This is a genomic window from Paraherbaspirillum soli (assembly GCF_042654985.1).
In the GTDB taxonomy this organism is placed as follows: Bacteria; Pseudomonadota; Gammaproteobacteria; order Burkholderiales; family Burkholderiaceae_D; genus Paraherbaspirillum; species Paraherbaspirillum soli.
In genome coordinates this window covers 444,341-469,057 of record NZ_JBHSMT010000013.1, presented here as the reverse complement: position 1 = coordinate 469,057, position 24,717 = coordinate 444,341, and the positions used below count along the sequence as shown (strand labels likewise).

Below are 24,717 nucleotides of genomic sequence, written 5' to 3'. Positions count from 1 at the left end.
CGTATTGCGTTCTAGTGTCTTTACGGAAGCAGGGCGCGGTTATAACAAGGCTGTGGCGAGTTCGGGTATCGCCACGCCGTTTAATTTGGCACGTTGTAAAACGGTCCAGTAATAACGATAGCTGGCACGATCGTGCAAGATACCGTTGTGTTGGATTGGCCCCCAGTCAGCCTTTTGCGCCGCCAGCAGGATTTGCGCGGCGTCATCGATTTCCGATTGCTGCGGGGTAAATGCTCTCAAAATCGGTTTGATCTGGTCCGGATGGATGCTCCACATCCGGCTGTAGCCAAATTCAGCCATGGCGCGCCGGGCATCGGCAGCGACGGTCGACATATCCTTGATATCGGTGGTCACGTTATGCGATGGCACCTTGCCGTGTGCGTGGCAGGCTGCGGCAATTTCCAGCTTGGCGCGCACCACCAGCGGATGACTGAATTGTCCGGGTGAGCGCATCGCAGTGCTAGGAATTGCGCCGTAGTGCGCCGAAACAAAATCCATAATGCCGAACGATAGCGACTGCACTTGCGGCAGTGCGGCGATCGCAGCAACCTCGGCCAGTGCGCCATGAGTCTCGATCAATACATGGACCGGCAAGGCCTGGCGTCCGGCCTGATTGCTGTGGTGATTGATGAGGTCGATCGCGGCTTTGACGTCGGCCAGGCTCTCGGCCTTGGGCAGCATCAAATAAGCCAGGCGGGTCGCTGCGGTTTTGCAGATGATCTCAACGTCTTGCTCAAAGAAAGTGCTGCCGATGTCATGCACGCGGGCGCCGATACGGCCGAAGCGATTGTCGTCGCCGGCGATGATGGAGGCGACCAGTTGCGCATGCGCGGCCTCATTGCCGGCGCTGGCGCCATCTTCGCAATCGCAGGTAATGTCGAATACCGGACCCAATTCCTGTTGCAGGGCGACCGACTTGCGCATCAGCTTTTCGGCGCCGGCGTAATGGTCGCAGACCGGTAGCGAGATCGGTTGTTGCTTGCCTAGGAATAAGACCTGGGTAGGGTGCATTGCGAATTTTTCAATAATTGCGGGAAAGAGTTTAACAGGCATCGTAGCGTGCCGAATTACTCTGTCCTCAACAAGCTAACTGGTGATACTGATTGCGATACTGTGAGCCGCTGCATTCGCAATGAGTATTGCAATGCAAGTCGGGCAAGCGTCCTTCGATGTCGTCGGTACCGCGTGGTATTTGAAACATTTTTCGGATCGCTTGCCCGCTGGTCAATATTAGCCGACCAGGTGTTTTACGCCATCGCGCTCTTCTTGCAATTCATTCAGCGTGATGTTGATGCGCTCTTGCGAGAATTCGTCGATTTCCAGACCTTGGACGATTTTGTATTCGCCGTTTTCGGTGGTTACCGGGAAGCCGAACATGGTGCCTTCCGGGATGCCGTAAGAACCGTCCGAAGGCACGCCCATGGTGGTCCACTTGCCGTTGGTGCCCAGTACCCAGTCGCGCACGTGATCGATGGCGGCGTTGGCGGCCGATGCTGCCGACGACAAGCCGCGCGCTTCGATGATCGCCGCGCCGCGTTTGCCGACGGTTGGCAGGAACACGTTCTTGTTCCATTCTTGATCGTTGATCAGGTCCTTGACCGATTGGCCGTCAGCTGTCGCAAAGCGATAGTCGGCGTACATGGTCGGCGAGTGATTGCCCCAGACGCACAGCTTTTCAATAGCTGCCACCGGCTTGCCGGTTTTGGCGGCAACTTGCGACAGAGCGCGGTTGTGATCCAGGCGCAGCATCGCGGTGAAGTTCTTGGCAGGCAGGTTCGGTGCCGACTTCATCGCGATGTAGGCGTTGGTGTTGGCTGGGTTGCCGACCACCAGTACTTTGACGTTGCGCGAAGCGACGGCGTCGAGCGCCTTGCCTTGCACGGTGAAAATTTGGGCATTGGCTTCCAGCAGGTCTTTACGCTCCATGCCTGGGCCGCGAGGACGGGCGCCAACCAGCAGGGCCACGTCAACATCCTTGAATGCGGTCATCGGGTCGCTGTGGGCGGTGACGCCTGCCAGCAATGGAAATGCGCAGTCGTCGATTTCCATGATCACGCCTTTCAGCGCTTTCTGTGCCTTCTCATCAGGGATTTCGAGCAATTGCAAAATGACCGGTTGGTCTTTGCCGAGCATGTCGCCATTGGCGATGCGGAATAGCAGGGAGTAACCGATTTGACCAGCGGCGCCGGTAACGGCAACACGCAGAGGGGATTTAGCCATGTTGAATCTCCAGATAGGTGATAGAAAGCGATGTCTGAAATACGTTTATGAAACCGTTCATGATACCGTCGAAAACCCTGCCCGTCAGTTTGTTTTACATAGAGCAGAGCTGTTGCGGCGGTGCATGCATCCTGGGTAATCCGTTCAGTTGCATGCCTGCCGGTTTGCTGGCGGCGGCTATCATGGTCCGTGTTATTGCCCGCGAGTGTAGGCGCGCCAACATGGCGTGTCAATCAATATCTTATGTCTTATATAAGACATATCACCTGTTAATTTTTACTGGACGGAAACCGAGGTTTTATGGTGAAATCCGAGGCTATGAGCTCCATCCCGTCCAATCCAGCCAGTAGCGATCCCGCCAGCCAAGGTGCTGCTTCCGGAACATCTCCGACGTTCAGTCCCCTCTATAAGCAAATCAAGGCGCTGATCATGCAACGCCTGCAATCCGGCGAGTGGAAGCCGGGCGAGTTGATTCCGAGCGAAGTCGAGCTGGGCAACCGTTTCAAGGTGAGTCAGGGGACGGTGCGCAAGGCCATCGACGAATTGGCGGCGGAAAATTTGCTGGTGCGGCGTCAGGGTAAGGGGACTTTTGTCGCGACCCATCATGAGGCGCGCTCGCAATTCCGGTTTTTGCGCTTGATGCCGGATAGTGAGCAGCCGCAAACCATCGATAAAAAAATCATTGAGTTGAAGCGGCTGCGGGCGCCGGCCGAGATTGCGCGCCTGCTAGGGATGAAATCCGGCGATTCGGTGGTGTTTGTCAAGCGCGTCATGTCGTTCGACGGCGTGCCGACGATTCTTGAAGAATTATGGTTGCCGGGTGCCTTATTCAAGGCGTTGACGCTGGAGCGTCTGGTGGAATACAAGGGGCCGATGTATGGCTTGTTTGAAACCGAATTCGGCACGCGTATGATTCGTGCCAGCGAGCAGATTCGGGCTGCTGCTGCCGACGATGAGGCGGTGGAATTGCTGGGTGTCGAAAAGCTGTCGCCGCTGCTGTGCGTCGAACGCGTGTCGTTTACCTATGGCGATAAGCCGGTAGAGGTGCGGCGAGGTTTGTATGTGACCAGCCGGCATCATTATCAGAATGAGCTGAGCTGAGTGCGTCGACTGGTCGCGCACCAATTAAGTGCAAAAGTAGCAAAAAGTACGTTGCCGTTGCCAAGGCTTATTCGCAATATTGAATAATAACTATTGGTGTGCCGCACAGAAATCGGCGAAAATTGCGGGATTGTTTTAAAACTGAGGAGAACCCTGTTATGTCTGAAGCCGCGAAACCCAATCGGCCACAAATTCGTAACATAAACATTACCCAAATTATCGGCTACCGCTTGCCGCTGGCAGGCGTGATATCGATTTTGCACCGCATTAGCGGATTGCTGATGTTTTTGCTGCTGCCTTTCATCCTGTTCTTGCTGGATCAAAGCCTGATTTCCGAGAGCTCTTTCGACTACTTCCGCGGCTTTACGTCGAACTGGTTCGTCAAGCTCGTCATCCTGGCTCTGTCATGGGCCTACCTGCATCATTTCTGCGCCGGCATTCGCCACCTGATCATGGATAACCATATCGGTCTGGATAAGGACAGCGCACGCAAATCGGCTGCGGGTGTTCTGGTGGTTAGCCTGCCGCTGGCCTTTATCGTTGCGTTGAAATTGTTCGGAGCATTCTAAATGGCAAACAATAACAATATCGGATCAAAGCGCCTGGTGGTCGGTGCGCATTACGGTCTCAGGGACTGGCTGGCGCAACGCGCTACCGCCGTGGTCATGGCAATCTACACCGTCATTTTGCTGGTCTGTTTTTTGACCGGCAATAATTTCAGCTACGAAGGCTGGGCCGGCTTGTTCGCGCATCAGTGGTTCAAGCTCGCGACCTTTGCCGCGTTGATGTCGCTGTTTTTTCATGCATGGATAGGCGTGCGTGATATCTGGATGGATTACGTCAAGCCGGTCGCTGTGCGCCTGGTCTTGCAAATTGCCACAATCCTGTGGTTGGTCGCTTGTGCCGGATGGGCGGCGCAGATTTTGTGGAGAGTGTAATCGTGGCTGCTATCAAATCCACAATTCCTACACGCCGCTTTGATGCGGTAATCGTTGGAGCCGGTGGCTCCGGTATGCGTGCTTCGCTGCAATTGGCAGAAGCTGGTTTGAATGTTGCGGTGCTGTCGAAGGTGTTCCCGACCCGTTCGCACACGGTCGCCGCGCAGGGCGGTATCGGCGCCTCGTTGGGCAATATGTCCGAGGACAGCTGGTACTGGCACATGTTTGACACGGTCAAGGGTTCGGACTATCTGGGCGACCAGGATGCGATCGAATTCATGTGCCGCGAAGCGCCGAAAGCTGTGTATGAGCTGGAGCATTTCGGCATGCCGTTCGACCGCAATGCCGACGGCACCATTTATCAGCGTCCGTTCGGCGGTCACTCCGCCAATTTCGGCGAGAAGCCTGTAGCGCGCGCTTGCGCCGCTGCCGACCGTACCGGCCACGCGCTGTTGCATACGCTGTATCAGCGCAACGTGCGCGCCAAGACCCACTTCTTTGTCGAGTGGATGGCAATCGATCTGGTGCGCGATGCCGAAGGCGACGTGATCGGCGTGGTTGCGCTGGAAATGGAAACCGGCGATGTGATGATCCTGGAAGCCAAGACCACGGTCATGGCGACTGGCGGTGCCGGTCGTATCTGGGCCGCATCGACCAATGCCTTCATCAATACCGGTGACGGCATGGGGATGGCGGCGCGTGCCGGCTTGCCGCTGGAAGACATGGAATTCTGGCAGTTCCACCCGACTGGCGTGGCTGGCGCCGGCGTGCTGATTACCGAAGGCGTGCGCGGCGAGGGCGGGATTCTGATCAATGCCAACGGCGAGCGTTTCATGGAGCGTTATGCGCCTACCTTGAAAGATCTGGCGCCGCGCGATTTCGTGTCGCGTTCGATGGACCAGGAAATCAAGGAAGGCCGCGGCTGCGGTCCGAACAAGGATCACGTGATGCTGGATCTGCGCCACATCGGCGCCGAGACCATCATGAAGCGTCTGCCATCGATTCTGGAAATCGGTCACAAGTTCGCTAACGTCGATGCGCTGAAAGAACCGATCCCGGTCGTGCCAACCATCCATTACCAAATGGGCGGTATCCCGACCAATGTTTACGGTCAGGTTGTGGTGCCGAAGAACGGCATTCCCAACGCGGTCGTCAACGGCCTGTACGCAATCGGCGAATGCGCCTGCGTATCGGTGCATGGCGCCAATCGTCTCGGCACCAATTCGCTGCTGGACCTGGTGGTGTTTGGCCGTGCGGCCGGCAATCACATTGTCGACAGCAAGCTCAAGGAGCGCAGCAATAAAGCCTTGCCTGCGGATGCTGCCGATGTCGCGTTGGCGCGCCTGGCCAGACTGGAAGCCAGCACCGGTTCCGAGCGCGTGCAGGATGTCGCCGGCGATATCCGCAAGACCATGCAGCATTATTGTGGCGTGTTCCGTACCGATGAGTTGCTGCAACAGGGCTACAAGGAAATCATGGTGCTGGACGAGCGTCGCAAGCACGTCTCGTTCAAGGATAAGTCCAAGGTCTTCAATACCGCGCGGGTCGAGGCGCTGGAACTGGACAACCTGATCGAAACCGCCAAGGCCACCATCACTTCGGCTGCCGCACGCAAAGAGTCGCGCGGTGCGCATGCGCATCGCGACTACGAAGCGCGCGACGATGAAAACTGGATGAAGCACACCTTGTGGTACTCCGAAGGCAATCGCCTCGACTACAAGCCGGTGGTGACCAAGCCGCTGACGGTTGATACGTTCAAGCCAAAACCACGGACGTTTTAATTGCTCTTCGTTGCAATTTACGCGTCGTTTTCGATTAGTTGGGGACAGAGAGATGCGTCAGCCTTCGCTGCCTGTTGAACTCTGTCCCACACACAAAGGTATATAGCCATGTCACGCACTTTGAAGTTCAAAATCTATCGTTACGATCCGGACAAGGATGCCAAGCCGTATATGCAAGACTTGACGGTGGAGCTGCTGCCAACCGACAAAATGTTGCTGGACGCCCTGCAACGGATCAAGGCCGATGTCGACGATTCGCTGGCGTTGCGCCGCTCCTGCCGCGAGGGCGTCTGCGGTTCCGATGCCATGAATATCAATGGCAAGAACGGTCTGGCGTGCACCACCAACCTGAATGAATTGTCCGAGCCTATCGTCTTGAAGCCATTGCCGGGTTTGCCGGTGATCCGCGACCTGATCGTCGACATGACGCAATTCTTCAAGCAATACGAGTCGATCAAGCCATTCCTGATCAACGACAATATTCCGCCGGAAAAAGAACGTCTGCAAACTCCGGCGCAACGGGAAGAGCTGGACGGCCTGTACGAGTGCATTCTGTGCGCTTGCTGCTCGACTTCCTGCCCGTCGTTCTGGTGGAACCCGGACAAATTCGTCGGCCCGGCCGGCTTGTTGCAAGCCTACCGCTTCATCGCCGATAGCCGCGATGAAGCAACTGGCGCGCGTCTGGATAACCTGGAAGACCCGTATCGCCTGTTCCGTTGCCGTTCGATCATGAATTGCGTCGATGTTTGCCCGAAGGGATTGAATCCTAACGCGGCCATCGGCAAGATCAAGGAACTGATGGTGCGTCGCGCTGTATAAGCGCATAGGGCGAGTCTGCCCATGCTTTGTGTTAAGTCGCCGGCCGGCCAAATGATAGGTCGGTCGACGATGTTAGGGGACCTCGAAAACTGTAGCGAGCGGCCCAGAGATTGGCGAGCTTGCAAAACCCTGCAGTAGGTTTTTCGAGGTGCCCGTTAAATTGAGTACCTATAATCCATGACCATCACTCATCAAGCCGATCCTGCAAACCGAGCTCGGCTGCGCTGGCGTGCACGACGCGGCTTGCTTGAAAATGATTTGATCCTGACCCGGTTTCTGGATGCGCATGAGGCCACCATGACGGACGATGATGTCGACGCGTTTTCTCGCTTGATGGAGTTGTCCGACAATGAACTGATGGATTTGCTATTGGTGCGCAAAGAACCGGACGGCTTGCTGGACTTGCCGCAGGTTCACGCTTTGTTAGCCAGATTGCGCAGCGCGTAAATCCTGCTTGATATCCTGCTGCAAACTTAATGAGCGCTTGCCAAGGATATTGAACAGGTTTCAAATTGAGCAATGGGGCGCACGCCTTTTATTTTTTTGATTCAAGATTCACCTTTTAATTGAGGGAAGAGCCATGACCAACGCTGATACAAAAGCAACGCTATCGTTTTCCGATGGCAGCCCATCCGTAGAGTTTCCTATTTATAAGGGGACAATCGGCCCAGAAGTCATCGACATTCGCAAACTGTACGGCGCTACCGGCAAATTCACTTACGATCCGGGTTTCCTGTCGACCGCATCTTGCAATTCGTCGATTACCTATATCGATGGCGACAAAGGCGAACTGCTTTATCGCGGTTATCCGATTGAACAGCTGGCGAGTAAATGTGATTTTCTGGAAACCTGCTATTTGCTGCTGAACGGCGAACTGCCGAACGAAGCGGAGAAAAAGAAATTTGATGCGACCGTGACGCAGCACACCATGGTCCACGAACAAATGCAATTCTTCTTCCGCGGTTTCCGTCGCGATGCGCATCCAATGGCGGTGCTGGTTGGAACCGTCGGCGCGCTGTCGTCGTTCTACCATGACTCGCTGGATATCACCGACCCGCATCATCGCGAAGTTTCGGCGATTCGTTTGATCGCCAAATTGCCGACCCTGGTCGCCATGGCGTACAAATACAATATCGGGCAGCCGTTTGTTTATCCGCGCAACGATTTGTCGTATAGCGCCAACTTCCTGCACATGATGTTCTCGACCCCGTGCGAAGAGTACAAGATCAATGACGTGCTGGTGCGCGCGCTCGACCGCATCCTGACTCTGCATGCGGACCACGAGCAAAACGCATCGACTTCGACCGTGCGTCTGGCCGGTTCCAGCGGCGCCAATCCATTCGCCTGTATTGCTGCCGGCATCGCCTGCCTGTGGGGTCCGGCTCACGGCGGCGCCAACGAAGCGGCATTGAACATGCTGAAGGAAATCGGTTCTGTCGACAAGATTCCTGAGTTCGTCGCGCAGGTCAAGGACAAGAATTCCGGCGTCAAGCTGATGGGCTTCGGTCATCGCGTCTACAAGAACTATGACCCGCGCGCCAAATTGATGCGCGAAACTTGCTATGAAGTGCTGAATGAACTCGGTCTGGAAAACGATCCGCTGTTCAAGCTGGCGATGGCTTTGGAAAAAGTCGCGCTGGAAGACGAATACTTCGTTTCCCGCAAGCTGTACCCGAACGTCGACTTCTATTCGGGTATCGTGCAATCGGCACTGGGTATTCCTGTTTCGTTGTTCACCGGTATCTTCGCCATGGCGCGCACCGTCGGCTGGATCGCTCAATGGAACGAAATGATTTCCGATCCGGAACAAAAAATTGGCCGTCCACGACAGTTGTTTGTCGGTTCGCCAACTCGCGATGTACCATCAATGTCACAGCGCGGTTAAGCAAGCAGCAAAAAAGCGAATCTGATGATTCGCTTTTTTGTTTGTGTCAAGGTAGTTATGCTATGCTCCTACTCCAATTCGTGTTAGTCGTAGTGGCGGTTGGTTACCGATTTTTAGGTCGACTGGATAAAATTAAAATTGCTGTCGGCATAAAAACATACGGTTAAAACGAATGAACAAACAAGTGGTTGAAATTGATTTAATAAGCAGTAAATTTAGAGCCCTTCCCCACAACTTGATGTGCAATCCGCTAACCGGTCAGGCCGTGTCGCGGAAGGTTATGTTAACCCGCTAATCTCGCGAAACGCGAAGAAAGGTGAGCAAGATGATGCAACAATACCGCTCTAATTCATATCTCTTCGGAGGTAATGCACCGTACATTGAAGAGCTGTACGAGTCCTACCTCGACAATCCCGGATCTGTCTCCGACAACTGGCGTGCTTATTTTGACGCCATGCAACATGTGCCTGCAGTCGATGGCACCGACAAACCTGACGTGGGCCACGCTTCCGTCATCGCCTCGTTCGCCGAGCGCGCCAAGCAAGGTCCAATACGCACAATATCCGCTTCGGCCGACGCCGAAATGGGCCGCAAGCGTGTCGCTGCAACGCAGTTGATCTCCGCCTACCGCTATCTGGGATCACGCTGGGCCAATCTGGACCCGCTGCAACGCCAGGAACGTTCCGTCATACCTGAACTGGAGCCAAGTTTCTATGGCTTCACCGATGCCGACATGGACATCGTGTTCAATATCAGCAATACCTATTTCGGTACCGAAACATCGACGCTGCGCGATCTGCTGAATTCGCTGCGCGACACGTACTGCCGCTCGATCGGCGCCGAATACATGTACATCAGCGATCCGACCGAAAAGCGCTGGATGCAAGAACGCCTGGAATCAACCCGCTCGGCACCGGTATTCTCCACCGAAAAGAAGAAACACATCCTGGACCGCCTGACCGCTGCCGAAGGTCTCGAGCGCTATCTGCACACCAGATACGTCGGCCAGAAGCGCTTCTCGCTGGAAGGCGGCGAAAGCTTCATCGTGTCGCTGGATGAGACGATTCAACGCGCCGGTGAAAAAGGCGTCCAGGAAATCGTTATCGGCATGGCGCATCGCGGCCGCCTGAACGTCCTGGTCAATACGCTGGGCAAGATGCCGCAAGAGTTGTTTGCCGAATTCGAAGGCAAGCACGCTGACGATCTGCCTGCCGGCGACGTCAAATATCACCAAGGGTTTTCTTCCGATATCACCAGCCCAGGCGGCCCGGTGCATTTGTCGCTGGCATTCAACCCATCCCACCTGGAAATCGTCAACCCGGTGGTCGAAGGTTCGGTCAAGGCCCGCATGGAACGGCGCGGCGACAAGGATGGCTCGCAAGTATTGCCTATCCTGGTGCACGGCGACGCCGCGTTTGCCGGCCAGGGCGTAGTGATGGAAACCTTGAATCTGGCGCAGACCCGCGGCTATGGCACTGGCGGCACCGTGCATATCGTGATCAACAACCAGATCGGTTTCACCACTTCCGACCCGCGCGATTCCCGCTCCACCTTGTATTGCTCCGACGTCGTCAAGATGATCGAAGCACCGGTATTGCACGTCAACGGCGACGATCCTGAAGCCGTGGCGTTCGCGACCCAAATCGCGCTCGACTACCGGATGGAATTCAAGAAAGATGTCGTCGTCGATATCATCTGCTTCCGTAAATTGGGTCATAACGAACAAGATACGCCGGCGCTGACTCAACCGCTGATGTACAAAAAAATCGGCAAGCATCCAGGCACCCGCAAACTGTACGCGGACAAGCTGTCTGCGCAAGGCACGATTGGCGCCGACGATGGCGATGCGATGGTCAAGGCCTTCCGCGATGCGATGGATGCTGGCAAGCATACGGTTGACCCGGTCATCTCCAACTTCAAGAGCAAGTACGCAGTCGACTGGCTGCCATTCCTGAACCGCAAATGGACCGATGCCGCCGACACGTCAGTGCCGGTGACGGAATTGAAACGTCTGGCCACACGCATCACGACTGTGCCGGAAAACTTCAAAGTGCATGCGCTGGTCGAAAAAGTATTGAACGATCGCGCTGCCATGGGCCGCGGTGAGCTCAATCTTGACTGGGGCATGGGCGAACATCTGGCTTATGCATCGCTGGTATCGTCCGGCTACGCAATCCGGATTACCGGTCAGGACGCAGGTCGCGGCACCTTCGTTCACCGTCATGCAGTTTTGCATGATCAAAATCGCGAACGCTGGGATGCCGGCAGCTACATTCCGCTGCAAAATGTTTCCGATCAACAGGCGCCATTTAACGTCATCGACTCGGTATTGTCGGAAGAAGCCGTGCTCGGTTTCGAATACGGTTATTCGACCGCCGAACCGAACACCTTGACGATCTGGGAAGCGCAGTTCGGCGACTTTGCCAACGGCGCGCAAGTGGTGATCGACCAATTCATCAGCTCCGGCGAAGTGAAGTGGGGTCGCGCTTCCGGCCTGGTCATGATGCTGCCGCACGGTTACGAAGGCCAAGGCCCGGAGCACTCATCGGCGCGTCTCGAACGCTATCTGCAGCTGTGCGCGGACAACAATATGCAAGTGGTGCAACCGACCACCGCGGCGCAGATTTTCCATCTGCTGCGCCGTCAGATGATCCGTTTGTTCCGCAAGCCGCTGGTCATCATGACGCCGAAATCGCTGCTGCGTAACAAGGATGCCGGCTCGCCGTTGTCCGACTTTACCAAGGGCACTTTCCAGACCGTCATCGGTGAAGTCGATGACAAGATCGACGCCAAGAAGGTCAAGCGCGTCATCGCTTGCTCGGGCAAGGTTTATTACGATCTGGTCAATGCACGTAAAGAGCGCGGTCAGACCGACGTCGCAATTATCCGTCTGGAACAACTGTATCCATTCCCGCATAAGGCGTTCGCTGCTGAACTCAAGCAGTTCCCTAACTTTACTGAATTGATGTGGACGCAGGATGAGCCGCAAAATCAGGGGCCGTGGCTGCAGATCCAGCACAATATTTTTGAAAATCTGGAAGATGGTCAAAAGCTTGCCTATGCAGGCCGTCCAGCCAGCGCATCGCCAGCGGTCGGTTACTACGACAAGCACTATGCGCAGCAAAAAGCATTGTTGGATACCGCATTTTCCAAGCTCAAAGGCTTTGTTCTTACGAAATAATCCGCGTCTTATCTAATTAGTCGAGGACAGAGTAATTCGCCGCAGGATCAGACCAGGCGGCTCGTAAACTCTGTCCCGCAATCATGGAATATGGAGAAATAAATGGCACTTCTTGAAGTAAAAGTTCCGCAATTATCGGAATCCGTCGCCGAAGCGACTATGTTGACATGGCATAAAAAAGTGGGTGACTCTGTTGCCCGCGATGAAAACCTGATTGACATCGAAACAGATAAAGTGGTGCTCGAGTTGCCGTCGCCAGCAGCCGGCGTGATTACGCAAATCATCAAAACCGACGGCAGTACCGTTGTCGCCGATGAAGTCATCGCGGTGATCGACACCGATGCGTCGGCCAAGGTCAGCCCAATGGAAGTGTCGGCGTTGTCGGTTCCACAAAGCGGCAATGCGCCGACACCGATCGCTGCGCCTGAACTGGCTTCCAACCAATCGGCAGCCGGCATTGCGATGCCGGCCGCTGCCAAACTGCTGGCAGAAAATAGCATGGCAGCAAGCCAGGTCGCCGGCAGCGGTAAAGACGGCCGCGTGACCAAGGGTGACGTACTCGGCGCGCTGGCAACCAAACCAGCTGCTCCTGCCCCGGTCGCAGCTGCCCCGGCAAAACCTGCTCTGCAACTGGTAGCGGCCTCAACTGGCGCCAAGCTGGATGAGCGTCCGGAAGAGCGCGTGCCGATGAGCCGTTTGCGTGCGCGTATCGCAGAGCGTCTGGTGCAATCGCAATCGACCAATGCCATCTTGACGACTTTCAACGAAGTCAATATGCAGCCGGTGATCGATCTGCGTAACAAGTACAAAGACAAATTCGAGAAAGAACACGGCGTCAAGCTCGGCTTCATGTCCTTCTTCGTCAAGGCCGCAGTTGCCGCATTGAAGAAGTATCCGATCATCAACGCATCGGTTGATGGCAACGACATCGTTTATCACGGTTATTTCGATATCGGTATCGCTGTCGGTTCGCCACGTGGTCTGGTCGTACCGGTGTTGCGCGATGCCGATCAGATGTCGATCGCCGCGATTGAAAAGAAAATCGGCGAATTCGGCGCCAAGGCCAAGGAAGGCAAGCTGACGCTGGACGATCTGAGCGGCGGCACGTTCTCGATTTCCAATGGCGGTACTTTCGGCTCGATGTTGTCGACGCCGATCATCAACCCACCGCAATCCGCGATCCTTGGCGTGCATGCGACCAAAGACCGCGCAGTTGTCGAAAACGGTCAAATCGTGATTCGTCCGATGAACTACCTGGCCATGTCTTACGACCATCGCATCATCGATGGCCGCGAGGCGGTATTGGGCCTGGTGGCAATGAAAGAAGCACTGGAAGATCCCGCCCGTCTGTTGCTGGATCTGTAATCAGCCAAATCAGCTAAATGAAAGCGCCCTGATTTCTGTTCTTCCTGCCCTGATTTTTAGGACTGGAAGTCAGGGCAGGGCGCATCGTTTAATTGGCTACGGAAAATCATGAGCGCCTGATGACTCAACTAAATCGCTGGGCGTTTTGGTAGCGCTGCATTAGTTGAGTTGCGCTAGAAATAATTCGAAGGAAAGCAATGAGCAAACAATTTGACGTCGTCGTCATCGGTGGCGGTCCCGGCGGCTATATCGCAGCAATTCGCGCTGCCCAGCTTGGTTTCAATACTGCCTGTATCGATGAATGGAAGAATGCCAAGAACGGTCCTGCACCAGGCGGCACCTGCACCAATGTCGGTTGCATCCCGTCGAAAGCATTGCTGCAATCGTCCGAGCATTACGAACATGCCGGTCATGCGTTCGCCGACCATGGTATCGAGGTCAAGGGCTTGGGCCTGAACCTGGGCCAGATGCTGGCGCGCAAGGAATCCATCATCAAGCAAAATAACGAAGGTATCTTGTACTTGTTTAAAAAGAACAAGGTTACTTTCTTCCACGGCCGCGGTTCGTTCGTCAAAGGCGATGCCAACGGCTATGAAATCAAGGTCGCAGGCGCTACCGAAGAAACCATCACAGGCAAGCATATTGTGTTGGCAACCGGCTCCAATGCCCGCGAACTGCCAGGCGCGCCATTCGACGAAAAACTGATTCTGTCGAATACCGGCGCACTCGCGATCGACAGCGTGCCAGCCAAACTGGGCGTGATCGGCGCTGGCGTGATCGGCCTGGAAATGGGCAGCGTCTGGCGTCGCCTGGGTTCCGAAGTGACGGTGCTGGAAGCGCTGCCGGCTTTCCTCGGTGCAGTGGACGAACAGATCGCCAAGGAAGCCGGCAAACTGTTTGCAAAACAGGGATTGAAAATCAGTCTCGGGGTCAAGATCGGCGCGGTCACTGCCGGTAAAAAAGACGTCACCGTCGAGTACGTCGATGCCACCGGCGCAGCGCAAAAAGCCGTGTTCGATAAATTGATCGTTTCGATCGGCCGTACTCCGAATACGATAGGCCTGAATGCCGAAGGCGTCGGCTTGCAGCTGGATGAGCGCGGCTTTATCGCGGTCGATGGCGATTGCAAAACCAATCTGCCTAACGTCTGGGCGGTGGGCGACGTCGTGCGCGGCCCGATGCTGGCGCACAAGGCTGAGGAAGAAGGCGTGGCCGTGGCTGAGCGCATTGCCGGCCAACACGGGCACGTCAATTTCAACACGATCCCTTGGGTGATCTACACCTCGCCGGAAATCGCCTGGGTTGGTCAAACCGAACAGCAATTGAAAGCCGCCGGGATTGCCTACAAGGCAGGTAGCTTCCCATTCCTGGCAAACGGCCGTGCACGCGCACTGGGCGATACCTCGGGCATGGTGAAATTTTTGGCCGATGCCAAAACAGATGAAATCCTGGGCGTCCACATTGTTGGACCAATGGCCTCCGAGCTGATTTCGGAAGCCGTGGTGGCGATGGAATTCCGCGCCTCGGCGGAAGATATCGCGCGTATCTGCCACGCGCACCCATCCTTGTCGGAAGCGACCAAAGAAGCTGCGTTGGCCGTCGATAAGCGCTCGTTGAACTTCTAAGAGGCGGCGAGCATGCGTTACCTGATCTCGGTGCTGAGCGTCGCACTTGCCGGCTGTGCCACCGTGGATTCGGGTAACGGCCATGTCTTGATCGAGACTGTCTCTCAGAACGAGCAATTGTCGGGCGCGCGTTGTGTGGTTAAAACCGATAGCAGCAGCTGGAGTGTGGTAACCCCTGCCGACGTGCTGATTACGGCGGCAGACGGCAATTTGCGCGTGGCCTGTAACAAGGCGGGTTATCGCGCTTCCGAAATGGTTTATCGTGCTCCGTCCGGCCTGAACTCCCCTGGGGTCGGGATTGGGGCGGTAGGCGGCAGCGGCGGCGGTGTTGGACTGGGATTGAATTTCCCGGTTAATTTCAGCGCTAAAGACAAAGTCTATCCAAGCCGCGTCCTGGTTGAGATGGAGCGGTTATAGGTGCCCTTTAGTTGTTAGGGAACCTCTAAAAACCTACTGCGCGTCCCAATCTCGGGGCTGTGATGCTCACCGTACCTCCGTACGGCTGCGCTTCTCTCCCCGACCTTGGGCCGCTCGCTACGGTTTTTCGAGGTTTCCGTGAATGTCGGTTCGAGGTGGGCGGGCGCAAGCTCGCCCATTTTTGTTTTTGCTCAAATCAGAATCGGATTTTGATGATTTGGTCACTCAGGGCGCTACATATCAAGAATTGATGAAACCATGAATGTTTTAGAATTTTACGAACAAGCCTTGTCTCAGCGCGGATTCCAGTCCGATGATGCACAGCGTCGCGCTGTCGAGCGCCTGCAGCGGTCCTACGATGAATGGCTTGGATTCAAGGCGCAACGTTCGAACTCATTCAAACGCTTGATCAATCGGCCTGACATACCGCGCGGCGTATACATGTGGGGTGGCGTCGGGCGCGGCAAGTCCTTTCTGATGGACAGCTTCTATTCGGTCGTGCCGCTAGTGCGAAAAACACGTTTGCATTTTCATGAATTCATGCGGGCCGTACATACTCAACTGGATGAACTGAAAGGGGTGGCCGACCCGTTGGATGAAGTGGCAAAGCGGGTGGCGAAGAAATATCGGCTGATTTGTTTTGATGAATTTCATGTATCCGATATCGCCGACGCCATGATTCTCTACAATCTGCTCAAGGCGTTGTTTGATAACGGTGTTTCATTCATCATGACGTCGAATTATGAGCCGAGTACGCTCTATCCCGATGGCTTGCATCGGGATCGGATGCTGCCGACGATCAAATTGTTGCAGGACAATCTGGATGTGATGAACATTGATGCCGGCATCGATTATCGCAAACGGGCCTTGGCGCAAGTACAGATTTACCATACGCCGCTGAATGCGGAAACCGATCGTGCGTTGCGGCATGCGTTTGCGGGAGTCGCGGACATCGCCGACGAAGATCCTCGGGTCGATATCGAAGCGCGTCAAATCAAGGCATTGCGTAAAGCCGGCGGGGTGATCTGGTTTGATTTCAATACTTTGTGCGGAGGCCCGCGTTCGCAAAATGATTACCTCGAAATTGCCAGCCGCTTCCATACGGTGATATTGTCCGGTATCCCGCAGATGTCGGCTGCAATGTCGTCCGAGGCGCGCCGTTTTACCTGGTTGATTGACGTATTTTATGATCACAAAATCAAGCTGATCATGTCCGCCGCAGTGGAGCCGGAAGAGTTATATATGCAGGGCATGCTGGCAAATGAATTTCATCGCACCGTGTCCCGTATCATCGAAATGCAATCGCGCGAATATATGGATGCCGAGCGGCGTAACGAGGCTGACTCGATAGTGTGAGCGGCTTCAGCGATGTATACGGCGCAGCTGAATGACTGAATAACGTATGGAAATGGATAACATCACGTGGAATTTTCCTCTTTGATTTTGACCCCGCTGGGACGTGCGCTGACGCTTGTCGGGACGCTCCGGCCAGCAGCATTGGTGGTCGCGATGGCGCTGTTGGCCGGTACTTCTGCCTACGCTCAGAATGCGCCGGACCCGAGCCCGGAATCTGTCGACGCTGATCCGGCAGCTGCATTGACGGCGCGCTATCCGGCTGGTTCGATCACGTCGGTGGAAAAGGCGGACCAGGCTTTGACGGATGTCGTCAAAGCACGTGCTGCAGTCGAGGCGCGCAGTCTTGAAGAGCAACGCGTTTGCTATGAAAAGTTTTTTGTGAATGATTGCCTGGATGTGTCGAAAGAGCGTCGCCGCCTGGCGATGAAGGCAATCCGTCCGGTTGACGTTGCGGCGAATGCTTTCAAGCGCCGCGCTCGCGCCGACGAACGCGACAAGGCGCTGGAGGAACAGCGTGCCAAAGATGAAGTCGAAATGCCGAAGCGGGCTCAGGAGCAGAAAGAAAAAGAGTTGGCGAATGTCGAAAAAATGAAGCAAGGCGCCGACAAAAACAAGGAAGTTGAAGCCAACAGTCGCTTGCATGCCGGGGAGGCCGACAAGCGCGCCGCGGAACACAATGCACGACTGCAAAAAGCCGAGCAAGAGCGGGCCGCTAAAGCACAGCAACGTGCTGCCAATGTTGCTGCGTTCGAAAAGAAAGCACAGGAGTCGGCGGCACGCCAGCGTGAAATTGCTGCAAAAAAAGCGGAGAAAGCACGCGCACTGGCAAACAAGAAGGCGTCAACTCAGGCGCCGGTGCCGGCAGCAACTCCAGCCGGTGGCGCAGCAACTACGCCGACCTCACCGGCTTCGACACCGTAATTCCATCAGATTAGTATTGTCGAATCACTGTCATAAAACGATAGCCCGCGCGAATTCAATCAAACCGCGCGCCGCATTTTCTTGACGGTATAGTTTGGCTTCTCTTTGGGTGGCGCAACCAGTTTGACAATCGCAAAGGTGCAGTTGTCGGCAGCGTGACCTTCGGACCGTTTGCGGGTTTTGTTGATCAGCATTTCGGCCGCGTCGCGAGGTTTGTTCATCGCAATCGCCGCACCGAGTTCGTCCTCTGTGAAATAGTGCCAGAGACCATCGGAGCATAGCAAAAAGGCATCTCCGGCCTTTAAGCCGGTATAGTGCTTGATGGTGACTTTGGGCGTCCCAGTGCTGGAGCCGAGCGCATTCAGCAGGATATTGGACAGGTTATGGGATTTCGCTTGCGCGCGCGAAAGCTTTCCTTCCCCGACCAGTTGCTCAACATACGAATGATCGATCGTATGTTCGACAAAATTGGGCCCCTCGAAACGGTACAGGCGGGAATCGCCAACATGGCCCCAGGTGGCGGTCCCATCCGGCGACAGCACCAATACCACCATCGTCGTATGAGGATCCTTGTCGCTCGAAAAACCGCTTAGCTTGATGACGGTGTGGGTTTCATGCGCGATGTTGTGCAGCATCTGCTCGACATTGTCGGTCAATGGCGAGAAACCGTCGAAAATTTGTTTTGCGGTGCAAATCACCTGTTCGGCTGCCAGCGCGCCGCCGCTCCGGCCACCCATGCCGTCAGCAACTACCGCCATCATGTAGCCTGGGGCCTTGGGCGCTGTAAATAATGCGGCGCGGTCCTGTTGTTCCTGGCGGTCGCCGATGTGTTGGCCGGTGCCGGCTTCGATCTTGTATTGGCTCATTCGTCTAGGTAGATTAAACTGCGTCTTGTTCTAACAGGATGTTGAAAAACTACTGTGTGTGCCGATTTTTGATTGACTCGTGATCGTCTTGTGGCGCATCTTAAAGCATCTTGATCTGTCTGCATATCATGTTAATTTCATTGCATTTACGGTCAAATTGCTAAAGCTCGCGCGAAATATTATACGCACGAATTATTTCAAAAGTGTTTCCAGATGTTAACGTACCTCAATGCCGGAAAATGACCATGACTGATCGCGAAGAGATACTCCGCCGCATTATAGAACTGGAAGTGGAGCATCGCGATCTGGATGCCGTGATTGAGGTGCTGACGCGTGAAGTGCTGCATGAAGAACTGCAATTGCGACGTTTGAAGAAGCGCAAATTGCAGCTGAAAGACCAGATTACGCTTTTAAAGATGCAATTGATTCCCGATATTCCTGCCTAGTGTTTCCGCACACCACGGGGCACCTTCAAAATCCGTAGCGAGCGGCCCAAGGTCGGGGCGAGAAGCGGAGTCGTACGGTTGTACGACGAGCATCGCAGCCCCGAGATTGGGCCGCGCAGTAGGTTTTTAGAGGTGCCACAGGTTGAACTGCGTTAAATTACCCAACCCCAGCCTGCTCATAGAAGTTACCTTGACCGAAGATACATCCCCCTCTACCGCCGACTCCGCAACCGTCCCCGCCAGCGGTACGCACGATGCCGATATTGACCGCTTGTTTGGCAATGCAGGGCCGCTCGGGCAGGCGATTGGCGGCTTTCGTCCACGCCAGTCGCAAACCGAAATGGCAAAAGCCATTGCCGAGGCCATCGCCCAGCAAAAAACACTGATTGCCGAGGCCGGCACCGGCACTGGCAAGACTTTTGCCTATCTGGTGCCCGCCTTGCTGTGGGGCGGCAAGGTGATTATCTCGACCGGGACCAAGAATTTGCAGGACCAGCTTTATTTGCGCGATATCCCGACCGTGCGCAAAGCGCTCAGCGCGCCGGTTTCGGTTGCGCTGCTGAAGGGGCGCGCCAACTATGTGTGCCATTTCCATCTGGAGCGCACATTGCAAAACGGCCGGATGACATCGCGCGAAGACGTCGGCTATTTGCGCGAGATTTCGCGTTTCATGAAGACCACCGGATCGGGAGACAAAGCCGAGCTGTCGAAAGTACCTGAAACCGCGCCGATCTGGAATCTGGTGACCTCGACCCGCGATACCTGTCTGGGAGCCGAATGCCAGTATTACCAGGACTGCTTCGTGATGAAGGCGCGCAAGGAGGCGCAGCAGGCCGATGTGGTGGTGGTTAATCATCACTTGTTTTTTGCCGATGTGGCGCTGAAAGACACCGGCGTGGCGGAGTTGCTGCCATCAGCCAATACCATCATCTTCGACGAGGCGCATCAACTGCCGGAAGTCGCCACGCTGTTTTTTGGCGACACCGTATCGACTTCTCAAATATTGGAGCTGTGCCGGGATGTGCTGGCAGAAGGGCTGTCGCATGCGCGCGATGGTGCCGATTGGGCGCAAGTGGTGCTGCCGGTTGAGCGCGCGGCGCGCGATTTGCGGCTGGCGTTCCCGCAGGACGTGGTGAGGCTGGCGGTCAACCAGATCGCACCGTCCAGTGTGTTCTTTCCCGCGCTGGAAACCCTGCGGCAAGAGTTTCACGGAATGATTGCGGTCTTGGAGAAACAGGCCGAGCGCGCAGAAACCATCGAACAGTGCAGAGCGCGCGCGATTGAGCTGGGTTTCAAGCTGGACGCCTGGAATAGTCCGACTCCTGCAAAAAGTGGCAAGAACGCCAAGGCTGCCGAGGCTGACGCCGATCAGGGGCGGGTGCTATGGGTAGAGGCATTTTCGACCTCGCTGCAGTTGCATCAAACCCCGCTGTCGATCGCACCGATCTTCAACAAGCAACGCGAAGGCGTGGCGCGCTCCTGGATCTTTACTTCGGCCACATTGGCGGTAAAAAATGATTTTCAGCATTACGCCTCGCAAATGGGTTTGTGGGACGAGCCGGCGCAGTCCTGGCCCAGCCCATTCGACTATGGCGAGCAAGGCCTGCTCTACGTGCCGCACAACCTGCCGCAGCCGAATTCGCCGGATTACACGGACGCAGTGATCGATGCCGCCTTGCCGGTGATCGAGGCTTCAGGCGGGCGTGCCTTTCTGCTGTGCACGACGATACGCGCGGTCAATCGCGCCGCTGAAAGATTGCGCGCTGAATTCGAGGCGCGCAATCTGCCGTTCCCCTTGATGGTGCAGGGAGAGGCCGGTCGCACCGAGTTATTGGATCGTTTCCGCGCAGCCGGCAATGCGGTGTTGATCGGCAGCCAAAGCTTCTGGGAGGGGGTCGACGTGCGTGGCGAGGCATTGTCGCTGGTGATTATCGATAAATTGCCGTTTTCACCACCGGACGATCCGGTATTGGCGGCACGCATCGAGGCGCTGGAAGAGAAGGGCTTGAATGGTTTCATGCACCATCAATTGCCGGCTGCGATCATCAATCTAAAGCAGGGGGCAGGGCGCCTGATACGCGACGAAAGCGATCGCGGCGTCCTGATGATTTGCGATCCGCGCCTGATTTCAAAGGGCTATGGCCGCCGCATATGGCAGAGCCTGCCGCCGTTCAAGCGGACCCGCGAGTTGGACGTGGTGCGGGCATTTTGGCATAGCGACGCGGCAACTAATTGACCTCGATTGCGGAGCTTGTGGGGCCGGAGATCGTGCAGTACATTGTTGTAGACTTCTTAAAATTTCGAGCTGTCCGGCCATACAAAAATAGCTCTCTGTCGCTCCCCTTGCTTTGTCATCAAGCGGTAATAATCTGGCTTTATCGTCGAAGCTTGTCCCGCCAAGAGACTGTGGCGCAGCTTGGCGCTGTTTTTGCCAGCTTGCCTGCCGACTGCGGCGCAACAAGCTCGATAGCCTGATTGAGTAATCGGTATTTTGTGGAACCTTGGTTGGAATGAGAGGACGTAATGTTTGCAGCGGTGGATTTGGGATCAAACAGTTTTCGCTTGCATATCGGCAAATACAATGGCGATGCAATCCGAGTCATCAAGAGTGCGCGCGATCCGATTCGGCTGGCAGCCGGCCTCGACAGCAACGGTCACCTCACAGAGCAGGCGATGCAGATTGCACTGGACTCGCTATCCCGCTTCCGCAATATCCTCGCTGCCTATCAATTGGAAGCGGTGCGTGTGGTCGCGACCAATACGCTGCGCGTTGCAAAAAACACAGCAGATTTTTTGCCGATGGCAGAACAGGTCATCGGCTATCCAATCGAAATCATTTCCGGAGAAGAAGAGGGGCGACTGATCTATATGGGCGTCTCCAGCATGCTTCGCTTGCCGAACGAAAAACGCTTGGTTCTCGACATCGGCGGCGGTTCGACCGAACTGATCCTGGGGCGCGGTCAGCAGATCGAACGGGTTGAGTCGTTCGGCATCGGAACCGTCAATCAAAGCCTGATATTTTTTGCCGACGGCCGGATCGACGCTGCTGCCTTCGGTGCGGCAATTCTTTCAGCGCGCAGTCACTTCGAAGACGCGGCGCCAGCGTATCGCCCGCAAAACTGGAGCCACGCCTATGGCTCCTCCGGCACGATACGCGCGATTGCCGAAGCGATCGAGAAGAATGCGCTGGGCGATCAGCGCCTGTCGTACACCAGCATGGAAGCCTTGAAGGCACGCTTTATCGAATTTGGCCATGTCAGCCGCATCAACCTGCTGGGCATGAAGCCGGAGCGTGCGGCGGTGATTGCCGGCGGCTTGGCGGTATTGATCGGTTTGATGCAGGAACTCGGCATCGAAGAAATCCAGCCGATCGAGGCTGGACTAAGGATGGGCGTCATGTGGGACCTACAGTTGCGCGGTACGCGCATGGATCGTCGCGATCAGTCGGTGCACGATTTTTCGCAGCGCTTTCATGTCGATCAGTTGCGGGCAAATCGCGTCGCCGATACGGCAACCTCCTTGTTCGATATGCTAAAGCCGAGTAGCGATGGCTTGACGCAGTATTTGCATTGGAGCGCCTTGCTGCATGAAGTCGGCCTGGTGGTGTCGCAAAGCGGCTATCACAAGCATGCCGCCTACCTGATTGCGAATGCCGATCTATCCGGATTTACCACGCGTGAACAGCGCGCGATGAGCATGCTGATCCTTGGGCAGAAAGGCAATCTGCGCAAGATCGGCGAGGTGTTGCTTGACCCGGATTTTTCCAAGGCGGTGCTGGCGTTGCGTTTGGCCGTCATGTTCCTGCACTCGCGGATCGAAGTCGATCTCGATGAATTGCGCCTGAAGATGAAGAGCAAAATCGAGCTCGACATCAAACGCGACTGGATCACGGATCATCCGACCGCGTCTTACTGGATGGAAAAAGAGCAGGAGTGGTGGCGCGAGATCGGGGTGGATTTCGCTATCCGTCGCAGTTGAGTCTGCGACTTCTTAAGGCGACCTTAAAACGTCAGACCATTGGCCTTGTTAAACAAGGCTATATCAATATAGTTGGATAGGTGGCGACTGTTGGGTGTGGCGCCGACCACATAGCCGCCGACATCGAAACCAGCATCTGGTACCGAATAATCCGCTTGCCCTTGATTGCCACGTTTGACGGTTTGCAGCAGGCGGGTCCAGGATTTGGCGGCTATAAATCCCTCCAGCGTTAATGCCGATACCGGCTCATCGCGATACTTTTTCATCGTGTTCACATGCTCTAGCTGGATAGCTGAGCTGCCAACGTTCGGATTCGGCACCACTTGCGAAAATACAGTCCACTCGACCGCTTTGATCCCGGCTAACTGACGCAATGTCGTCAGATTGGTGAGCGAGGAGCCGGCGACAAAGGTTTGCGGCGCATATTTGCGAAATTCCTTCAGAAATAAGCCGGCATTCACCGTGTCCGCAATCATCAGGACGAACCCCGGTTTGGCGAGTGCCAGGCGCGCTGCTTCTGCGCTCATTTGCGTACTGCCGTTGGTCAAGCGAACTATCGCGCTTAACTTGACGCCGCTTTCTTGCATCTGCGCAGTCAGGCTGCGATAGGCGTCGGCGGTTGCTGCCGACTCTTGATAAACGACGCCGATATCCTTGATCCCAAGTTTGCCGAAATGGGAAAAAATATAGCGGACTTCTTGCAGGTAACTGGGACGCCACAACAGGATTCTTGGCTCTTTTTGATAGTCGGCGCCGGCTAGTGGCGCGTACAAGGTCAAGCCGCTGCGCTTGAATGCCGGCGCGTTCAGGACCGTCTGAGTGGCATCGTCGCCGATACCGCCAAACAAATAATTGATGTGGTCTTGTTCAATGAGTTGAGTGACCGCCTTGGCTGCCTGACCGGATTGACCACGGTCGTCGCGCACCAGGTATTGAATGCGGCGGCCGTTGATGCCGCCTCTTGCATTGATAACGTCAAAATACGTTTTGATGCCGGCCACGTAATCGCGCCCCAGATCGGCGTTGGGGCCGGAAAGGTCAATCGCCTGGCCGACGATGATGGTGTCGGCTGCGGTTGCATTGATAGTCAACAGGAGGCACAGCACGATGCTGCTCAGAGACTTGCACAAAATCAAGTTTAATTTCATGAAAACGATCAAAATAGGGGAAATCTGCAGTGGCGATTTTCCGTGCAAATTGTGACCGCTTGATGAACTTGTTGCGGCAAACAAAGCCTGGTTCTTGCTGTTGGTTCAGTAATTGCATATATTATTTATACGATTTATTTCAAGGGGAATGAAATGGTAACCAAGAAGCCTGTTAAACGCGTCATCAAGAAAACTGCCGATGTGAGCGCCAAGCTAGTCAAGAGCGCTCCCAAGGCGGCATTGAAACCGATATCGAAGCCGGCCCCGAAAGCAAAGCCGGCCTCAGCGCCGGCAAGTCCCGCCAAGAGTGTCGTAGCGAAGCCGGTCCTGCCCGCGCCGAAGCCGGCGTTAAGCATCAAGCCGCAGCCAGAGCAAAAGGTGAAAATCAAGAAAGAAAAATTGGTCCGCGACAGCTTTACGATGCCTGCGGATGAATACCAGGTTCTGGGCGAGGTCAAAAAGACCTTTCTGAAGGCTGGCCTGGCAGTTAAAAAGAGTGAGTTGCTGCGCGTCGGCGTTGCCTTGATCCGCAAGCTGGATCTGGATGATTTGAAGCTTGCAGTGGCCAGTCTGCCGCCAGTCAAAGCTGGTCGCCCAAAGAAAGAAAAATAAGCGTACAGCGGAGCCGCGCACGTATCGACCTGTCATAGATGCGTGGCGCGGCGCCTGC

At 55.4% G+C, this 24,717-nt stretch carries 21 protein-coding genes; 17 read left to right on the top strand and 4 right to left on the bottom strand.

Annotated features, from left to right (window positions below; translation table 11 throughout):
• Window positions 1-39: 39 nt before the first annotated feature.
• Window positions 40-1,011, bottom strand: a complete 972-nt coding sequence (locus ACFPM8_RS09750) for an HpcH/HpaI aldolase/citrate lyase family protein (RefSeq protein WP_378997310.1) — start codon at window positions 1,009-1,011, stop codon at window positions 40-42.
• A 219-nt stretch (window positions 1,012-1,230) separates the two neighbouring features.
• Entirely contained in the window at window positions 1,231-2,220 is a 990-nt protein-coding gene (locus ACFPM8_RS09745; protein ID WP_378997309.1) for a malate dehydrogenase, read from the bottom strand.
• Window positions 2,221-2,538: 318 nt separating this feature from the next.
• Between ACFPM8_RS09745 and ACFPM8_RS09740 the strand changes: the two genes are divergently transcribed.
• The 13 genes from ACFPM8_RS09740 to ACFPM8_RS09680 all read left to right on the top strand — a co-directional run bounded on the left by ACFPM8_RS09740 (window position 2,539) and on the right by ACFPM8_RS09680 (window position 17,609).
• The gene (locus ACFPM8_RS09740; RefSeq protein ID WP_378997308.1) at window positions 2,539-3,321 is read left to right on the top strand and encodes a GntR family transcriptional regulator; all 783 of its coding nucleotides are present in this window, start codon (window positions 2,539-2,541) and stop codon (window positions 3,319-3,321) included.
• 158 nt (window positions 3,322-3,479) lie between these two features.
• Window positions 3,480-3,890: a succinate dehydrogenase, cytochrome b556 subunit gene (gene sdhC, locus ACFPM8_RS09735; protein ID WP_378997307.1), complete on the top strand. Its 411-nt coding sequence runs from the start codon at window positions 3,480-3,482 to the stop codon at window positions 3,888-3,890.
• A complete protein-coding gene (sdhD, locus tag ACFPM8_RS09730; protein WP_378997306.1) occupies window positions 3,891-4,259 on the top strand; it encodes a succinate dehydrogenase, hydrophobic membrane anchor protein in 369 nt (122 codons plus the stop codon).
• A gap of 2 nt (window positions 4,260-4,261) precedes the next feature.
• Window positions 4,262-6,040 (top strand): succinate dehydrogenase flavoprotein subunit, encoded by a 1,779-nt coding sequence (sdhA, locus tag ACFPM8_RS09725; RefSeq protein WP_378997305.1) that lies wholly within the window; start codon window positions 4,262-4,264, stop codon window positions 6,038-6,040.
• A gap of 108 nt (window positions 6,041-6,148) precedes the next feature.
• Window positions 6,149-6,859 carry a succinate dehydrogenase iron-sulfur subunit gene (locus ACFPM8_RS09720; protein WP_378997304.1) on the top strand — a complete coding sequence of 237 codons (711 nt, stop codon included), beginning with the start codon at window positions 6,149-6,151 and terminating at the stop codon, window positions 6,857-6,859.
• A 177-nt stretch (window positions 6,860-7,036) separates the two neighbouring features.
• Window positions 7,037-7,306 carry an FAD assembly factor SdhE gene (locus tag ACFPM8_RS09715; RefSeq protein WP_378997303.1) on the top strand — a complete coding sequence of 90 codons (270 nt, stop codon included), beginning with the start codon at window positions 7,037-7,039 and terminating at the stop codon, window positions 7,304-7,306.
• A gap of 133 nt (window positions 7,307-7,439) precedes the next feature.
• Window positions 7,440-8,744, top strand: a complete 1,305-nt coding sequence (gltA, locus tag ACFPM8_RS09710) for a citrate synthase (RefSeq protein WP_378997302.1) — start codon at window positions 7,440-7,442, stop codon at window positions 8,742-8,744.
• Window positions 8,745-9,069: 325 nt separating this feature from the next.
• Entirely contained in the window at window positions 9,070-11,925 is a 2,856-nt protein-coding gene (locus ACFPM8_RS09705) for a 2-oxoglutarate dehydrogenase E1 component (protein ID WP_378997301.1), read from the top strand.
• Between the two features lie 102 nt (window positions 11,926-12,027).
• Window positions 12,028-13,290 carry a 2-oxoglutarate dehydrogenase complex dihydrolipoyllysine-residue succinyltransferase gene (gene odhB / locus ACFPM8_RS09700; protein ID WP_378997300.1) on the top strand — a complete coding sequence of 421 codons (1,263 nt, stop codon included), beginning with the start codon at window positions 12,028-12,030 and terminating at the stop codon, window positions 13,288-13,290.
• A gap of 197 nt (window positions 13,291-13,487) precedes the next feature.
• The gene (gene lpdA / locus ACFPM8_RS09695) at window positions 13,488-14,915 is read left to right on the top strand and encodes a dihydrolipoyl dehydrogenase (RefSeq protein WP_378997299.1); all 1,428 of its coding nucleotides are present in this window, start codon (window positions 13,488-13,490) and stop codon (window positions 14,913-14,915) included.
• A 12-nt stretch (window positions 14,916-14,927) separates the two neighbouring features.
• Window positions 14,928-15,332, top strand: coding sequence for a hypothetical protein (locus ACFPM8_RS09690; protein ID WP_378997298.1), 405 nt, complete (start codon window positions 14,928-14,930; stop codon window positions 15,330-15,332).
• A 258-nt stretch (window positions 15,333-15,590) separates the two neighbouring features.
• A complete protein-coding gene (gene zapE / locus ACFPM8_RS09685; protein WP_378997297.1) occupies window positions 15,591-16,688 on the top strand; it encodes a cell division protein ZapE in 1,098 nt (365 codons plus the stop codon).
• 66 nt (window positions 16,689-16,754) lie between these two features.
• Window positions 16,755-17,609, top strand: coding sequence for a hypothetical protein (locus ACFPM8_RS09680; protein ID WP_378997296.1), 855 nt, complete (start codon window positions 16,755-16,757; stop codon window positions 17,607-17,609).
• A gap of 59 nt (window positions 17,610-17,668) precedes the next feature.
• Here the strand turns inward: ACFPM8_RS09680 and ACFPM8_RS09675 are convergent, their stop codons facing one another.
• Window positions 17,669-18,475 (bottom strand): PP2C family protein-serine/threonine phosphatase, encoded by an 807-nt coding sequence (locus tag ACFPM8_RS09675; RefSeq protein ID WP_378997294.1) that lies wholly within the window; start codon window positions 18,473-18,475, stop codon window positions 17,669-17,671.
• Window positions 18,476-18,714: 239 nt separating this feature from the next.
• Between ACFPM8_RS09675 and ACFPM8_RS09670 the strand changes: the two genes are divergently transcribed.
• The 3 genes from ACFPM8_RS09670 to ACFPM8_RS09660 all read left to right on the top strand — a co-directional run bounded on the left by ACFPM8_RS09670 (window position 18,715) and on the right by ACFPM8_RS09660 (window position 22,899).
• A complete protein-coding gene (locus ACFPM8_RS09670) occupies window positions 18,715-18,921 on the top strand; it encodes a YdcH family protein (protein WP_378997293.1) in 207 nt (68 codons plus the stop codon).
• A gap of 190 nt (window positions 18,922-19,111) precedes the next feature.
• The gene (locus ACFPM8_RS09665) at window positions 19,112-21,157 is read left to right on the top strand and encodes an ATP-dependent DNA helicase (protein WP_378997292.1); all 2,046 of its coding nucleotides are present in this window, start codon (window positions 19,112-19,114) and stop codon (window positions 21,155-21,157) included.
• 287 nt (window positions 21,158-21,444) lie between these two features.
• Window positions 21,445-22,899, top strand: coding sequence for a Ppx/GppA phosphatase family protein (locus ACFPM8_RS09660; protein ID WP_378997291.1), 1,455 nt, complete (start codon window positions 21,445-21,447; stop codon window positions 22,897-22,899).
• Between the two features lie 23 nt (window positions 22,900-22,922).
• On the opposite strand, the gene ACFPM8_RS09655 is transcribed toward ACFPM8_RS09660, so the two are convergent.
• On the bottom strand, window positions 22,923-24,047 hold the full coding sequence (locus ACFPM8_RS09655; protein ID WP_378997290.1) for an ABC transporter substrate-binding protein: 1,125 nt from the start codon (window positions 24,045-24,047) through the stop codon (window positions 22,923-22,925).
• Window positions 24,048-24,200: 153 nt separating this feature from the next.
• On the opposite strand from ACFPM8_RS09655, the gene ACFPM8_RS09650 reads away from it, so the two are divergent.
• A complete protein-coding gene (locus ACFPM8_RS09650; RefSeq protein WP_378997289.1) occupies window positions 24,201-24,659 on the top strand; it encodes a hypothetical protein in 459 nt (152 codons plus the stop codon).
• Window positions 24,660-24,717 lie beyond the last annotated feature (58 nt).

Excerpts from the sequence above, each read along its gene's own strand:
- ACFPM8_RS09750 (WP_378997310.1), bottom strand. The coding sequence starts at position 1,011 with ATGCACCCTACCCAGGTCTTATTCCTAGGCAAGCAACAACCGATCTCG.
- ACFPM8_RS09745 (WP_378997309.1), bottom strand. The coding sequence starts at position 2,220 with ATGGCTAAATCCCCTCTGCGTGTTGCCGTTACCGGCGCCGCTGGTCAA.
- ACFPM8_RS09740 (WP_378997308.1), top strand. The coding sequence starts at position 2,539 with ATGAGCTCCATCCCGTCCAATCCAGCCAGTAGCGATCCCGCCAGCCAA.
- sdhC (WP_378997307.1), top strand. The coding sequence starts at position 3,480 with ATGTCTGAAGCCGCGAAACCCAATCGGCCACAAATTCGTAACATAAAC.
- sdhD (WP_378997306.1), top strand. The coding sequence starts at position 3,891 with ATGGCAAACAATAACAATATCGGATCAAAGCGCCTGGTGGTCGGTGCG.
- ACFPM8_RS09720 (WP_378997304.1), top strand. The coding sequence starts at position 6,149 with ATGTCACGCACTTTGAAGTTCAAAATCTATCGTTACGATCCGGACAAG.
- ACFPM8_RS09715 (WP_378997303.1), top strand. The coding sequence starts at position 7,037 with ATGACCATCACTCATCAAGCCGATCCTGCAAACCGAGCTCGGCTGCGC.
- gltA (WP_378997302.1), top strand. The coding sequence starts at position 7,440 with ATGACCAACGCTGATACAAAAGCAACGCTATCGTTTTCCGATGGCAGC.
- ACFPM8_RS09705 (WP_378997301.1), top strand. The coding sequence starts at position 9,070 with ATGATGCAACAATACCGCTCTAATTCATATCTCTTCGGAGGTAATGCA.
- odhB (WP_378997300.1), top strand. The coding sequence starts at position 12,028 with ATGGCACTTCTTGAAGTAAAAGTTCCGCAATTATCGGAATCCGTCGCC.
- lpdA (WP_378997299.1), top strand. The coding sequence starts at position 13,488 with ATGAGCAAACAATTTGACGTCGTCGTCATCGGTGGCGGTCCCGGCGGC.
- ACFPM8_RS09690 (WP_378997298.1), top strand. The coding sequence starts at position 14,928 with ATGCGTTACCTGATCTCGGTGCTGAGCGTCGCACTTGCCGGCTGTGCC.
- zapE (WP_378997297.1), top strand. The coding sequence starts at position 15,591 with ATGAATGTTTTAGAATTTTACGAACAAGCCTTGTCTCAGCGCGGATTC.
- ACFPM8_RS09675 (WP_378997294.1), bottom strand. The coding sequence starts at position 18,475 with ATGAGCCAATACAAGATCGAAGCCGGCACCGGCCAACACATCGGCGAC.
- ACFPM8_RS09670 (WP_378997293.1), top strand. The coding sequence starts at position 18,715 with ATGACCATGACTGATCGCGAAGAGATACTCCGCCGCATTATAGAACTG.
- ACFPM8_RS09660 (WP_378997291.1), top strand. The coding sequence starts at position 21,445 with ATGTTTGCAGCGGTGGATTTGGGATCAAACAGTTTTCGCTTGCATATC.
- ACFPM8_RS09655 (WP_378997290.1), bottom strand. The coding sequence starts at position 24,047 with ATGAAATTAAACTTGATTTTGTGCAAGTCTCTGAGCAGCATCGTGCTG.
- ACFPM8_RS09650 (WP_378997289.1), top strand. The coding sequence starts at position 24,201 with ATGGTAACCAAGAAGCCTGTTAAACGCGTCATCAAGAAAACTGCCGAT.